This is a genomic window from Microvirga medicaginis, assembly GCF_052658925.1.
Window position 1 is genome coordinate 86,779 of record NZ_JBQWEL010000004.1, and the last position, 13,804, is coordinate 100,582.

Below are 13,804 nucleotides of genomic sequence, written 5' to 3' on the forward strand. Positions count from 1 at the left end.
TAGGAAGATATGGTGCCCAGGGGCGGAATCGAACCACCGACACTGCGATTTTCAGTCGCATGCTCTACCAACTGAGCTACCTGGGCATTTGATGCGCGGCTTGTGCCGTGCGCGTCGTGGGCGGTTGTATAGTCAGACCTTTGCCGCCTGTCCAGCCGCCTGAACGAGAAATTTTCATGAAAAAATTTTTGTCAGTCCTCGCGGTCGTCCTCGTCCTTGTCCTCGGGATCGTCCACGGCCGGAATGGCATAGCCGCCGGAGAGCCAGCGATTCAGGTCCACGTCGGCACAGCGCTTGGAGCAGAAGGGCTTGAATTCCAGGCTCGATGGCTTGCCGCAAATTGGGCACTTGCCGGACGAGACCAGGGGCTTGTTCTCGTTGGCGGGATCCATGCCTTTCCTCCTTTTAGGAATCAGGCGGCGTTGCGCCATGTGAAGCGCACGGGGAAGCCCTCTCCGTCGAGCAGCGCCACGGTCTCGTAGAGCGGCAGGCCCACGACGTTGGTGTAGGAACCCACGAGCTTCACCACGAAGGTGCCGGCCAAGCCCTGGATGGCATAGCCGCCCGCTTTGCCGCGCCATTCGCCCGAGGCGAGATAGCGCTCGAACTCCTCCCGCGAGAGACGCTTGAAACGCACGCGGGTTTCCACGAGTCGCTCACGGACCGAATCCTTCGGGGTGATGAGGCAGATGGAGGTATAGACCCGATGCGCCCGGCCGGAGAGAAGGCGCAGACATGCTGCCGCCTCGTCCAACACCTCGGCCTTGGGCAGGATGCGCCCGCCCGCGACCACCACCGTATCTGCGGAGAGAATATAGGCGTCCTTCAGGTCCTCCCGGTTGCGGGCGGTCTTGCGGGCGACCTCAGCTTTCGCACGGGAGAGGCGCTTGGCGAGGTCCTTGGGACCCTCGTTCTTCAAGGGCGCCTCGTCCACATCGGCGGGCAGAAGGGCATCGGGCTCGATGCCGCCCTGCTGCAGCAGGGCGAGCCTGCGGGGCGAGGCGGAAGCCAGAACGAGCTTCGGACGCCAGCTGCTATTCGACACCTCGGAAGAAGACGCCACTTTGATCTCCACGCTCCAGGGCGGCCCTCCACCCTTCACGATTATTGCTTGTTCTCAGGGCCTAAGGCTACGCCCGGTCACAACATGGCACCTGGCCTGAGTGAATCAAGCACCAGGGGGCGGCTCGACGCCTGAGGAGGCCGGCTGGACGTCCGCGCCACGCATGGCATCGTCCCGCTCGAGCTTCCGGTAGCGCATGACCCCGACGGGGATCGTCAGCAGGAAGAGAACCGTCATCAGGGCCAGCATCTCGAAGGGGAAGCTGATCAGCAGGCCGAAGGCTGCCACCGACAGCACGAAGATCGGGAGAACCCACTGGCGCGGCACGTATTTGCCCATCGTCTTTCCCGAATAGGTCGGGATGGTGGAGACCATGAGGAAGGCGATGCCGATCGTGTAGATCAGGACGACGGGAGCCACCGAGGAATTCTGGATCGGCGTACCGAGGAACGAGAGGTACAGCGGCAGCAGGGCGCATAGGGCGCCCATGGGGGCGGCCATGCCGACGAAGAAGTTCTTCTTCCACTCGGGCCGGTTGGGATCGTCGATCATGACGTTGAACCGGGCCAAGCGCAGGGCCGCTGCAATGGCGAGCACAATGGAGCCGATCCATCCGAGCGAGCGCAGTTCGTGCAGGACGAAGCTGTAGAGGATGAGCGCCGGGGTCACGCCGAAATTCAGGAAATCCGCCAGTGAATCGAGCTCCGCACCGAAGCGGGAGGTGCCCTTCAGAAGCCGCGCGATGCGTCCGTCCACTCCATCGAGGAAAGCCGCCACGATCACCGCCAGCACCGCCTGCTCATAGCGCCCCTCAAAGGCGAGCCGGATCGCCCAGAGGCCCAGGCACAAGGCGATAAGGGTGATGATGTTGGGGGCGATCATCCGGAACGGAACAGGCTTGAAGAGCCGCTTGCGCGGTTCGTTCGGGTCCGGGGCGAAGGGAGGAAAAAGGTCACTCATGGCGAAAACCTAGGAGGAGCCAGCCTGACCGGCAAGGAGAGCTGAGCAGTGTGCAGGTATGGGAGAAGCGCAAACTGCTGTGGACAGTTCCGTCCGAAGGCCTGCGGGAGCGGAAATCCGACCCCGCAGGCGAAATATCAGCCGACCCGATACTGGCGGGCAGGCTCGTTGGCGGTCAGGTCCGCCAGGACCGTCTCGCCGGCCACCGCCGTCTGGCCGAGGCCTACAAGGATTTGGGCGGAGAGCGGCACATAGATGTCAAGGCGCGAGCCGAAGCGGATGAGACCGAAGCGCTCGCCGGTGCTCAACGTATCGCCCACCTTCACGAAAGAGACGATGCGGCGCGCCACGAGGCCCGCAATCTGCACCACGCCTATGCGGGTGCCTGCCGTCTCGATAACGAGGGCGTTGCGCTCGTTGTCCTCGCTCGCCTTGTCGAGCTCGGCATTGAGGAAGAGGCCCGGCGTATAGAGAATCTGCTCGATCCGGCCCGTAACGGGCGAGCGGTTCACGTGGCAGTCGAACACGTTCATGAAGACCGAGATGCGGGTCATGGGCTCAGGCGGCAGGCTGAGTTCGGCCGGGGGAACGGCCGTGGTGATGAGGTTCACGCGCCCATCTGCCGGAGAGATGACGAGGCCCTCGCGCAGGGGAGTCACGCGAGGCGGATCGCGGAAGAAGTAGCAGACCCATACGGTGAGGATGGCGCCGATCCAGCCGAGCGGCGACCAGAGCCAGGCCAGGACGATGGTCGCGAACAGGGCGATCAGGATGAAGGGATAGCCCTCCTTGTGGATCGGGACGAAGATGCGGCGCATCGATTCCAGAATATCGGTCATTCTTTGAAGCCTTTATCGAGTTTGCGTGGGATGGCAGGCGCGGGCGCTTCCGTCAACCTGCCACGCTTTCCTCCCCACGCTCCTCTTCCTCGGCGCGCTTCAGAGTCTCGCGAGCCTGATCGGCCTCGCGCTGGCGGTTCCACATGGAGGCGTAGACGCCGCCCAGGGCCAGGAGGCTGGCGTGATTGCCCCGCTCCACCACCCGGCCATGGTCGAGAACGATGATCTCGTCGGCCCCGATCACGGTGGACAGGCGGTGGGCAATGACCAAGGTCGTGCGGCCACGGCTGACCCGGTCGAGGGCGTCCTGGATTTCCTTTTCCGTAAAGGTGTCGAGGGCCGAGGTGGCCTCGTCGAGAACAAGGATCGGCGGGCTTTTGAGGATTGTGCGGGCAATCGCCACGCGCTGCTTCTCGCCGCCCGAGAGCTTCAGGCCGCGCTCGCCCACCGGCGTGTCGTAGCCCTCCGGCAGGAAGCCAATGAAGCGGTCGATCTGGGCAAGGCGCGCCGCCTCCCTCACCTCCTCCGGGCTTGCATCCCAGCGGCCGTATTGGATGTTGTAGCCGATGGTGTCGTTGAAGAGCACCGTGTCCTGCGGGACCATCCCGATCACCCTGCGGAGCGAGGCCTGCTGCACGTCGGCGATGTTCTGGCCGTCGATGAGGATGCGCCCGCTCGTCGGCTCGTAGAAGCGGAACAGCAGGCGCGAGATGGTGGACTTGCCGGCACCCGAGGGACCGACGATGGCGACCGTATGGCCCGCCGGCACCTCGAAGCTCACGCCTTTGAGGATCGGACGCTCCGGAATGTAGGAAAAATGCACGTCCTCGAAGCGCACCACCGCCTGCTTGATTTCGAGCGGCTTCGCGCCCGGCTTGTCCTGGATCTCGGGGTTCTGCTCGATGATCCGGAACATGTCGTCGATATCGATGAGCGCCTGCTTGATCTCGCGATAGAGCATGCCCATGAAGTTCAGCGGAATATAGAGCTGAACCAGCATGGCGTTGACGAGCACGAAGCTGCCGACGGAGACGCGGCCCGCCATGATGTCCTGCGCCGCGAGCACCATGATGATTACCATGCCGATCGAGAAGATCACGGCTTGGCCTGCGTTGAGCACGGCGAGCGACGTATAGGTCTGCGTCGAGGCCCTTTCGTAGCGCTCCATGGAGCGGTCGTAGCGCGCGGTTTCCCGCTGCTCAGCGCCGAAATACTTCACCGTCTCGTAGTTCAGCAGAGAGTCGACAGCCTTCGTGTTGGCATCCGTATCGGAGTCGTTCATCTGCTTGCGGATCGAAATCCGCCACTGCGTCGCCTTGTAGGTATAGGCGAGATAGATCACCACCATCACGAAGACGACGAGCGAGTAGACCCAGTCGAATTCCCAGGCGAGCAGGCCCAGCACCAGCGCGAATTCGAAGATGGTGGGGATGAGCGTCAGCACAACGAGGCGAGACAGCTCCTCGATGCCTTCACGGCCACGCTCCAGCACGCGGGTGAGACCGCCGGTCTTGCGCTCGAGATGAAAGCGCAAGGACAAGCGGTGCATGTGCTCGAAAGCCTGAAGCGCGAGATTGCGCACCGCATGCATGGCGACTTTGGCGAAGAGGCCGTCGCGCACCTGGGTCAGCACCGCCATGAGAATGCGGGTGATGCCGTAGATGATTGTGAGCAGGATCGGCGATTTCCACAGCCAGGACCCTGCGGTGGCAGCGGCTTCGGTGGCCTGACTGCCGTTGCTGGTGACGGCCACGAGCGCGTCCGTCGCCCATTTGAAGGCGAACGGTGTGACCATGGTCACACCCTTGGCGACGAGCAGCAGGCCGAAGGCGATGAAGACGCGCCGCTGCAGATCGGGCCGCCCCTGCGGCCAGAGATAAGGCCAGAGCTTCGTCCAGGTCGCGGCCAAGCCGTTGGGCTTACGCACAGCGGCGCTCGTCAAAGGAACGGAAGTGGTGGGGGGCATGGCCAGAGAATCCGAATGAACTGTCGGACCCCGATATAAGGGATCGCAAACAGGAATTCACCCTGTCCCGACCTAGTTGGTCTTTTGCTCCTGATCGTGCTCCTGATCGGTCGGCAGCACGAAAACCTGGCCTGGATAGATGAGGTTGGGATTACGGATCTGATCCTTATTCGCCCCGTAGATCACAGTATAGCGATAGCCGGAGCCGTAGATCCGCTGGCTGATCCGCCAGAGATTGTCGCCCTTGGAGATGATGGCCGTGTTGATGTTGGGGATCACGACCGTGCCGGCCGCAGCGACCTGGGCATCGGTGGCAGGCTTTCCGCCGGGCTGTGCCTGAGCCGAAGCGTTGGAGGTAGCCGGAGGAATCGGAGCCTCAGATGCCGAGGCGACCTGAACCGGCACGGTGAAGCCCACTTCGGCCCGGGATTTCACCTGGCCTGAGACCGGGTCCACATCGTCGAGGCGGATCCGATATTCGCCGGGCTTTACGCCGGAGCCGATGGAGAAGGAGACCTTGCCGTCGCCTCCTGCCCCGCCGGGAGCAATGAGAGTTTCGTTGAGGTAAAGACGAACCGTCGCGCCCGGAGCCGACAGGCCAGAGACGAAAAGCTTTCCATTCTCGGTCTCGACGCTGACGATCTTGATCTCGGGTCGGGGCGTTGGCTGGGCCGGAACCGGGGTCTCGGGCGCAGCATTCGCCTGCTGCTGCGGCTGAGCAATGGGCTGGGCAGGCTCTACAATCTGCGCAGTCTGCGCCGGGTTCTCGGGTTCCTTCGGCGTGGTCTGCGCGACCTGCGGCTCGGGCGGCTCGGGATTCGAAAGGACAACCGTCGGCTGATCCGGCGTGGTCAGGGTGACGAGAGGCCGCTTCTGGGCCGCATCGATCACTACCGTCACGCTCTGGTGCGAACGCTGGCGAACCCCATCCGGCGCAATGGATTGCAGCACGATTTGATGGGAGCCCGGCGGCAAGGCCGGCGGCACAATGGCAAAGAGGCCCGAGGCATCCGCCACGGCGCGGGCATGGACCTGATCGCCCCTCAAGAGTTCGATGGTCGCCCCCGGAGCGGCCCGCCCGGCGATCACGCTTTCGCCGTTGGGTTCCACGCGCACGAGATCGAATGACGGAACGATGGGAGTCTCGGCAGGCTTCGTCTCAGCGGCTTTCGGCTCGGGAGCTTTCGCAGGCGCAGCAATCTCTGCCGCTGGCTTCTGCTGCTGCGCGGGCTGCTGGAGAGAGGCCTGAGGCGTTGTGGCGCTGCGAGACTGCTCAGGAGCACCGGGCCACGCCCAATAAAGCGCACCAACGAGAACCGCGACGACGCCGGCGGCTGCCGCCCCGATGATCGCGATGGTTCCTTTAAGCTCTGTCGCCTGCGCCATAACGCTTTTTCTCAACTCCGGCACTTTCATGCATTTAAGCCGTTTATCTTTCAAAAGGCTACGGCCATAAAGGGAATATAATGTTTTATGATTCAACGCGGGAGGCTCCCCGCCTCCCCGAAATGCCCATGTCAGATCAAAAACCTGTCAAATCCATCTGTGTGTATTGCGGCTCCGGTTTCGGAGACGATCCTGTCTTTACTGCGAATGCGGCGGCTTTGGGCCGTGCCATGGCCGAGCAGGGCATCAGCCTCGTCTATGGCGGTGGCAATGTGGGGCTCATGGGCACGGTCGCTCAGGCCGTTCTCGACCATGGCGGCTATGTCACCGGCATCATCCCGGACTTCCTGAAATCCCGCGAAAAGCTTCTCGACGAGGTGCAGGAAACCATCGTCGTTCCGGACATGCACACCCGCAAGCGGCTGATGTTCGAGAAGGCCGATGCCTTCGTGGCGCTTCCGGGCGGCATCGGAACGCTGGAAGAACTCGTGGAGCAGATGACCTGGGCGCAGCTCGGCCGTCACACGAAGCCGATCCTGATGCTCAGCACGAAGGGGTTCTGGAAGCCCCTGCTCACGCTTTTCGCCCATATGCGCGAACAGGGCTTCATTCGCCCCGGACTCGAACTCAGCTACCTCGTGGCTGAACAGGTCGAGGATGTGATTCCGATGATCGAGGCCGCTGCACGGCGCGTCGGCATTGTCGAGAACGCCGATCTGATCGAGACGAAGTTCTAAAAAACCTCCCCTCATCCTGCGCGGGAGAGCACGAGCCCGCCCAGGATGAGACCCGCCGCGACAATGCGCTGCCAGGAAATGGCCTGCACAGGCAGGCCGAAGGCTCCAATCGCATCGAGGACAAGAGCCGCAACCACCTGGCCGAAGATCAGAGCCGCCACAGTGCTCACCGCACCGAGCTGCGGCACGCCCCAGATCACGATCGCCACATAGAACGCGCCCAAGAATCCGCCGAGCCATGCCCACCAGGGCGCGGAGGCCATGGCGCTGCCGGAAGGCCATGCGCCGCGAAAGGCGCTGATGATGGCAAGAACCAGGAAGCCGATGCCGAAGGAGATGCAGGCGGCTAGCAGCGGATCGCCCAGCGCGCGGGCGAGGGCGGCATTGATAGGAGCCTGCGACGACAGAAAGACGCCGCCGATGAGAATGCCGGCGAGCGGCAGCAGGAGCGAAAGGTTCATGACTTGCCGGGACATACGCTTTAAAGCGTCGCCCCGCCCTTGAGTAGCTTGTAGATCATGGAATCGGTCAGTGCCTGGAACGAGGCATCGATGATGTTGGCCGAAACGCCGATGGTGGTCCAGCGCTCGCCGGTCGCATCGGTGAACTCTATGAGCACGCGCGTCACGGCATCCGAACCGCCCTGATAGATGCGCACCTTATAGTCCACCAGCTCCAGATCCTGGATCAGGTTCTGGTACTTGCCGAGATCCTTGCGAAGCGCGACATCGAGCGCATTCACCGGGCCGTTTCCTTCCGCAGCAGAGATGAGAATCTCATCACCCACGCGCACCTTCACGATGGCTTCCGACGCCGTGACGAGTTCGCCCATCGCGTTGTAGCGGCGCTCCACATTGACCGAGAAGCGCTCCACGTCGAAGAAGGCTGGCACTTCACCCAGCATGCGCTTGACGAGCACATAGAAGGAAGCATCGGCCCCTTCGAAGGCAAAGCCTTGTGCCTCTTTCCGCTTCACTTCGTCGAGCACGCGGGCGATGCGCGGATTGCCCTTCTCCAGATCGAAGCCGCAACGCTTCAGTTCGGCGAGAATGTTGGACTGCCCACCCTGGTCCGACACCAGAACTTTGCGCACGTTGCCGACCACTTCCGGCTCCACATGCTCGTAGGTGCGCGGGTCTTTCAGCACGGCGGAGGCGTGAATGCCCGCCTTGGTGGCGAACGCACTCGCGCCGACGAAGGGCGCATGGCGGTTGGGTTGACGGTTGAGGATTTCGTCCACCTGCCGCGAGACATGGGTAAGCCCGCCCAACGCCTCATCCGTCACGCCGAGTTCGAAGCGGGAGGCATAGCCGTCCTTCAGCTTCAGCGCGCCGATGAGCGTGATGAGATTGGCATTGCCGCAGCGCTCGCCCAGACCATTGAGCGTGCCCTGGATATGGCGTGCGCCCGCCTCGATCGCCGCCAGCGAATTGGCGACGGCGCAGCCGCAATCGTCATGGGCGTGAATACCAACATGTGCTCCTGGCACAACCTTGGTGACGGCCCTGACGATCTCCATCACCTCATGAGGTAGCGTGCCGCCATTGGTGTCGCAGAGCACGACCCAGCGTGCACCAGCCTCGTAAGCGGTCCTCGCGCAAGAGAGCGCATAATCGGGATTGGCCTTGTAGCCGTCGAAGAAGTGTTCGCAATCGACGATCACCTCGCGGCCCTTGGCGCGCGCAGCCTCGACGCTGTCGTGAATGCCGGCGAGGTTTTCCTCCAGCGTCGTCTCGAGCGCCACGTGCACGTGGTAATCCCAGGACTTGGCGACGAAGCAGATCGCATCAGCCTCAGCTTCGAGAAGCGCCGAGACGCCGGGATCGTTCGAGACCGAGCGCCCTGCCCGCTTCGTCATGCCGAAGGCCGTGAACTTGGCATTCTTCGTGCGTTTCTCGGAGAAAAAGGCGGTATCCAACGGGTTCGCTCCCGGATACCCGCCTTCCACGTAATCGATGCCGAGCTTGTCGAGGAGCGCGGCAATCGCCCGCTTGTCTTCAAGCGAGAAATCCACGCCCGTGGTCTGCGCGCCGTCGCGCAAGGTGGTGTCGAAGAGATAGACGCGCTCAACGCTCATGACGACATCTTCCTGTCCTCGTCGGGTGCGAGGCGCTTTTCCATGGTGGTGGTGCCGAGCCACTCGTCGCCGAGCGACAGAGTGTTGCGGCGCTGCGGCTGAAAGCCCTGCTTCTGGAAGAAGGGCTGCGCGTTGTCGCTGACCTCCGCCACGAGGCGCGCCGCACCGCGCGCGGTCGCGAGCTTCTCGACCGCATCATAGAGCATCGTGCCGATCCCCTGCCCTGCCATGGCGGGATGCACATGAAACAGCTCGATCAGCTCGTTGTCCTTGAGCGCAATGAAGCCGACGGCAGAGCCCTCGACCGTCGCCACGAGGGTGAGATCCTTCGCCAGTTTCTCGGCGAAGTCCTCCTCCTCGGATTGCATCACCCAGGCCTCCTGCTGGGCCTCGCTGTAATCCTCGCCCGTGAGCTCCTCGATGCTCGCCTGAAAGATCTCGACAAGCACCGGCACGTCGGTGGGAAGGAAGGGACGAAGTCCCGGTTTCGGCAATGACTGTCCCATCAGCGCGCAACCTCCCAGGTGGTGGTGCCATCCTTGTTGTCCTTCACGACAACGTTGAGCGCCGCGAGTTCGTCGCGAATGCGGTCTGACTCGGCCCAGTTCTTGGCCGCGCGGGCTTCCTTGCGGGCGGCGATCAGGCGCTCGACCACGGCAGGATCGACGGAGAGCGAAGCCTGCCTTCGCGCCTTCCACGCCTCGGCTCCTTCGAGGAGGAAGCCGAGCGCGCGCAGGTTCGCGCCGAGCTCTTCGTGAGCCCCCTCCCCATCGAGGGCATGAAGCTCCGCGAGCATCTTCGGCGTATTGAGATCGTCCGCCAAGGCCTCGACGATCTGCTCCGACAGTTGAGCCGATTGCCCATGGCCCGCCAGCTCGTACCAGCGGTCGAGGGTCTTCCGGCTTTCCTCCAGGCCCTTCTCCGTCCAGTCGATTGGTTGACGGTAATGGGTGCGCAGCATGTTGAAGCGCAGCACCTCGCCCGGCCATTGCTGAAGCAGATCGTGAATCGTGAAGAAGTTGCCGAGGGATTTCGACATCTTCTCGCCTTCCACCTGCAGGAAGCCGTTGTGCATCCAGACATTGGCCATGCGAGGAGTCTCGAAGGCGCAGCAGCTCTGTGCGATCTCGTTCTCGTGGTGCGGGAAGACGAGGTCGATGCCGCCGCCATGGATATCGAAGATCTCGCGCTCCGTCGGATCGCTGCAGGTCACCCTCGTTTCAAAGGCCTGGATCAGGTGCTTCCATGACATGGCCGAGCACTCGATGTGCCAGCCAGGGCGGCCCGGCGTCTTGATGCCGGCGGGCGACGGCCAGGCCGGGTCCTGAGGGCCGGAGGGCTTCCAGAGCACGAAATCCATGGGGTCGCGCTTGTAGGGAGCGACGTCCACCCGAGCACCGGAGAGCAACTCATCGAGGGAGCGTTTCGAGAGGGAGCCGTATTTCGGCAGGCCGGGCAGCTTCTGCATGCTGGCGACCGAAAAGAGCACATGCTCCTCTGCCACGTAAGCGGTACCCCGTTCGATCAGCCGCTCGATGATCATGCGCATCTCGTCGATGTGCTCGGTGGCTCTAGGTTCCATGAAGCTGGGCCGTTTGCCGGAGGCATTCACATCCTCCGGCATGAGGACGCCAAGTGCACGGATATCGGCGTGGAACTGCTCCTCCGTCTTCCGGGTCACCTCGCGGATGGCGTCGTTGTGGGGCAGGTCCGGGTAATCGCGGGCGGCGCGGGCGTTAATCTTGTCGTCCACATCCGTGATGTTGCGCACATACGTGACTGCTTCCGTACCGTAAACATGCCTGAGCAGACGGAAGAGAAGGTCGAAGACGATGATGGGGCGGGCGTTACCGATATGAGCGTAGTCGTAAACCGTGGGGCCGCAGACATACATGCGCACGTTCTTGGGGTCGATCGGGACGAACGCGTCCTTCGACCGGGTGAGCGTGTTGTAGAGCTTCAGCTGGGGCGCCATGAAACCAAATCCCTGTCAGGCCACAAGGCCGGAGGTTGGTTTCGATCTTGGAATGAGAACGAGACGGCTCCAGCCAGCGTGGTGCGCTAGCCGCAAATAATCCCGGAAATGAGGATCGTTGCCGTGTTCATGAATCAATCAATGCCCCGTCCGGCAACAGGCGTCAAGGTTCCCGTGCTGGAGAGCACAGTTCCTTTGCAGATATGCAAGAAACGGGTCTTTACCAAACCCGTTAGAGCTTTATTCACGGGCTTCCGTGACAATAAAGCTCGAATTCAATCAATGAGGTTTTCTATGCGCCGCGCATTTGCCGTGCTCGGGTTGGGCACAGCCATGTTCATTGGAGCCGCGTCCGTGACGCTGCTTCCCAACGGCACTCGGGCCTCATCGACCGAAGCGACCTTCCTGGTCCCCGCTGCCGATGGCTACGGCGTTGCGGAATGCCTCATCTCAAACCAGGCTTGTGGCCAAGTTGTGGCAGATACCTGGTGCGAGGCTCAAGGCTATACCCGTGCGATTTCCTTCCGCCAGGTCGAGGTCGAGGAGATGACGGGATCGGTTCAGAAGGTGTCGCTCACGGTTCCCGAGCATCGTCCGGTCTCGATCACCTGCTCGAACTGAGAACATACCGACAAACCGCCATGAGGCGCCGGCCTCAAGCCTGAGGTGAGGACGGCACGGGCTTCAATATGGCCCGAGCCGTTCTCAGAACAGCGCGAGTCACATCGGACATGACTTGACCAACGATCCGGCTCTCCTGCCAGAACAAGGGCACCTCCAGGTGGACCTGAGGGTTCAGGGCGACCAACTGCCCCGTCCGGAGATGCTCCCGTACCAAGGTCTCCGGATTCATCCCCCACCCCAATCCGGCAAGTGCTGCATCCACGAAGGCCTGCGATGAGGGCAGCCAGTGCAGGGGCGGCTGTATTTCCGCCCCGAAAACCTGTCGCAGCCACATGCTCTGCAACCGATCCTTCTGATTGAAGATCAGGCTCGGCGCATGGATCGCGCTCTCCTTGCCGAAGCCATCGGGAAACCAGCGCTCGATGAAACCCGGGCTTGCCGTCGCGATGTAGCGCAAGGCCCCCAGGGGGCGGCAATTGCAGCCCTGTATCGGCATGCCATGGGAGGTGACGGCCGCCATGACATCCCCGCGCCGCAGCCAATCAGCACTGTAATCCTGATCATCCAGCACGAGATCGAACAGGAATCCCTTCGTCTGCGCCATCGCCTGAACGAACCATGTAGCGAGACTATCCGCATTCACCGCGATGCGCAGAGTCATCGGCCGAGTTTCAGCCTGAAGCCCCGGCAAGGTTTGGCGCATGGAGCTTTCGAGCAGAGCAACCTGCTCCACGTGCTGACACAGGCGCTGTCCGACTTCGGTCGCCAAGCAGGGCTGGCCTCGGACGACAAGGACCGTTCCAACCCTTTCCTCCAGGAGCTTGATCCTCTGAGAGATGGCTGACGGAGTGACGTTCAGTTGTTGTGACGCCCGTTCAAAACTGCCGGTCCGGATCACTGCGGCAAGAGCAGAGAGGAGAGCATAATCCAGCATGGATAAGAATTTCTAATGTCGAAGCAGTTTCTTTAACTGCCCTAACCCTAGGCGTTGGCGTAGGGAAGGTCGACTCCAGGTTGGACAATCCACATGACCGCCCCTTTTCTTGCCGGCTTTATGCTTGGCCTCAGCCTTATCCTTCCCATTGGAGCTCAGAATGCGTTCGTGCTGCGTGTGGGATTGCGCGGCGAGCATGTTTGGGCCGTCTGTCTGGCTTGTGCCCTTTCGGATGCCGTCCTCATCCTCGTGGGCGTATCGGGCTTTTCCCGGATCAACACGCTGATCCCCTGGGCCGAAACCGCCCTGCTCTATTTCGGCGTTACCTTTCTTCTGGCCTATGGGGCACGGAGCTTCAGGGATGCGTTCCGGTCTGCGGCCTTGAGGCCGTCGGAGACGGCACCGGCCAGTCTCCGACGCGTGGTGCTCACATGCCTCGCGCTGACCTGGCTCAACCCGCATGTCTATCTCGACACGGTGGTGCTCATCGGATCGATCTCGACGCAGTTTGCGGAACACCTGGGATCATTTGCGGCCGGGGCCATGCTGGCCTCAGTCTCGTTCTTCTTCTCGCTCGGTTACGGCGCCCGTCTCCTCAAGCCGCTCTTCGCCCGTCCCATCACATGGCAAATCCTCGATGTTGCCATCGGGCTCATCATGTGGGTGACGGCGGCGCGGTTGCTGCTGAGCAAGGGCTCCGTCTAAAAGCGGGAGTTCCTATTTGTTCAACCAGTCGCCGCATTTCGGCGGAGCCTCTGTGCCCCAAGGCATCAGCGGTACGGTTGAGGTCGAGTTCTTGGGCGAACCCTCGATGGGCCGGTCCGAATAGACCATATAGACCAAGGTATTGCGCTTCACGTCGCAGCCGCGCACGATCTGCATCCGTTTGAAGATGAGGGAGCGGCGCTCGCTGAACACCACGTCGCCTTGGCCGAACCGCTGTTTGAACTTCACCGGGCCGACCTGACGGCAGGCGAGCGAGATGTCGGACACCTCTTCCGCCATGCCGAGGGTCCCGGAAATGCCGCCCCGTTCCGGCGTCGTATAATGACAGGCTACACCCTCCACGACCGGATCGTCGATGCCGTAGACGGCGAGCTTGTCGTCGGGCGTCAATGCCCGCCAGACGGTGGACTTCTTGAAGATCAGATCCGGCTCCTGGGCCGCAGCGCCGGTGGCTGCCCCCGCCAAGAGGGTCAAGGCCAGAGCGATTCGAGCAAGCATTCCCGTTGTCTCCTACTGT

The 13,804-nt window shown here is 62.3% G+C and carries 15 protein-coding genes and 1 tRNA gene; 3 read left to right on the forward strand and 13 right to left on the reverse strand.

Annotation, left to right across the window (positions count from 1 at the left end; translation table 11 throughout):
- Positions 1–10: 10 nt before the first annotated feature.
- The 7 genes from ACUXUR_RS07660 to ACUXUR_RS07690 all read right to left on the reverse strand — a co-directional run bounded on the left by ACUXUR_RS07660 (position 11) and on the right by ACUXUR_RS07690 (position 6,214).
- Positions 11–86 (reverse strand) — tRNA-Phe (locus ACUXUR_RS07660).
- Positions 87–191: 105 nt separating this feature from the next.
- The gene (gene yacG, locus ACUXUR_RS07665) at positions 192–392 is read right to left on the reverse strand and encodes a DNA gyrase inhibitor YacG (protein WP_445501754.1); all 201 of its coding nucleotides are present in this window, start codon (positions 390–392) and stop codon (positions 192–194) included.
- Positions 393–412: 20 nt separating this feature from the next.
- On the reverse strand, positions 413–1,063 hold the full coding sequence (locus tag ACUXUR_RS07670) for a Maf-like protein (RefSeq protein ID WP_445501755.1): 651 nt from the start codon (positions 1,061–1,063) through the stop codon (positions 413–415).
- Positions 1,064–1,168: 105 nt separating this feature from the next.
- Positions 1,169–2,023 carry a CDP-alcohol phosphatidyltransferase family protein gene (locus ACUXUR_RS07675; protein ID WP_445501756.1) on the reverse strand — a complete coding sequence of 285 codons (855 nt, stop codon included), beginning with the start codon at positions 2,021–2,023 and terminating at the stop codon, positions 1,169–1,171.
- A gap of 137 nt (positions 2,024–2,160) precedes the next feature.
- Complete coding sequence (locus ACUXUR_RS07680; protein ID WP_445501757.1) at positions 2,161–2,862, reverse strand: phosphatidylserine decarboxylase; 702 nt, start codon at positions 2,860–2,862, stop codon at positions 2,161–2,163.
- A gap of 52 nt (positions 2,863–2,914) precedes the next feature.
- Positions 2,915–4,828, reverse strand: a complete 1,914-nt coding sequence (locus ACUXUR_RS07685; RefSeq protein ID WP_445501758.1) for an ABCB family ABC transporter ATP-binding protein/permease — start codon at positions 4,826–4,828, stop codon at positions 2,915–2,917.
- A gap of 72 nt (positions 4,829–4,900) precedes the next feature.
- Positions 4,901–6,214, reverse strand: coding sequence for a LysM peptidoglycan-binding domain-containing protein (locus tag ACUXUR_RS07690; RefSeq protein WP_445501759.1), 1,314 nt, complete (start codon positions 6,212–6,214; stop codon positions 4,901–4,903).
- Positions 6,215–6,342: 128 nt separating this feature from the next.
- Between ACUXUR_RS07690 and ACUXUR_RS07695 the strand changes: the two genes are divergently transcribed.
- Positions 6,343–6,951, forward strand: coding sequence for an LOG family protein (locus ACUXUR_RS07695; RefSeq protein ID WP_445501760.1), 609 nt, complete (start codon positions 6,343–6,345; stop codon positions 6,949–6,951).
- An 11-nt stretch (positions 6,952–6,962) separates the two neighbouring features.
- Here ACUXUR_RS07695 and ACUXUR_RS07700 read toward each other — a convergent pair whose 3' ends face one another.
- From ACUXUR_RS07700 to cysS, 4 genes are read right to left on the reverse strand one after another with little or no spacing between them, the layout of a single operon-like run.
- Positions 6,963–7,412, reverse strand: coding sequence for a DMT family transporter (locus tag ACUXUR_RS07700; RefSeq protein ID WP_445501761.1), 450 nt, complete (start codon positions 7,410–7,412; stop codon positions 6,963–6,965).
- A 20-nt stretch (positions 7,413–7,432) separates the two neighbouring features.
- Positions 7,433–9,028 carry a citramalate synthase gene (gene cimA / locus ACUXUR_RS07705; RefSeq protein WP_445501762.1) on the reverse strand — a complete coding sequence of 532 codons (1,596 nt, stop codon included), beginning with the start codon at positions 9,026–9,028 and terminating at the stop codon, positions 7,433–7,435.
- A complete protein-coding gene (locus ACUXUR_RS07710) occupies positions 9,025–9,534 on the reverse strand; it encodes a GNAT family N-acetyltransferase (RefSeq protein ID WP_445501763.1) in 510 nt (169 codons plus the stop codon). Before ACUXUR_RS07710 ends, cimA begins: the two co-directional genes overlap by 4 nt.
- Positions 9,534–11,003, reverse strand: a complete 1,470-nt coding sequence (gene cysS, locus ACUXUR_RS07715; RefSeq protein ID WP_445501764.1) for a cysteine--tRNA ligase — start codon at positions 11,001–11,003, stop codon at positions 9,534–9,536. Before cysS ends, ACUXUR_RS07710 begins: the two co-directional genes overlap by 1 nt.
- A 294-nt stretch (positions 11,004–11,297) precedes the next feature.
- Here cysS and ACUXUR_RS07720 point away from each other — a divergent pair, with 294 nt between their 5' ends.
- Entirely contained in the window at positions 11,298–11,624 is a 327-nt protein-coding gene (locus tag ACUXUR_RS07720; protein ID WP_445501765.1) for a hypothetical protein, read from the forward strand.
- Positions 11,625–11,658: 34 nt separating this feature from the next.
- On the opposite strand, the gene ACUXUR_RS07725 is transcribed toward ACUXUR_RS07720, so the two are convergent.
- Positions 11,659–12,561, reverse strand: a complete 903-nt coding sequence (locus ACUXUR_RS07725) for a LysR family transcriptional regulator ArgP (RefSeq protein WP_445501766.1) — start codon at positions 12,559–12,561, stop codon at positions 11,659–11,661.
- A 93-nt stretch (positions 12,562–12,654) separates the two neighbouring features.
- On the opposite strand from ACUXUR_RS07725, the gene ACUXUR_RS07730 reads away from it, so the two are divergent.
- Positions 12,655–13,266, forward strand: a complete 612-nt coding sequence (locus ACUXUR_RS07730; RefSeq protein WP_445501767.1) for a LysE/ArgO family amino acid transporter — start codon at positions 12,655–12,657, stop codon at positions 13,264–13,266.
- A gap of 12 nt (positions 13,267–13,278) precedes the next feature.
- On the opposite strand, the gene ACUXUR_RS07735 is transcribed toward ACUXUR_RS07730, so the two are convergent.
- Positions 13,279–13,785 carry a CreA family protein gene (locus ACUXUR_RS07735; RefSeq protein ID WP_445501768.1) on the reverse strand — a complete coding sequence of 169 codons (507 nt, stop codon included), beginning with the start codon at positions 13,783–13,785 and terminating at the stop codon, positions 13,279–13,281.
- Between the last annotated feature and the right edge of the window lie 19 nt (positions 13,786–13,804).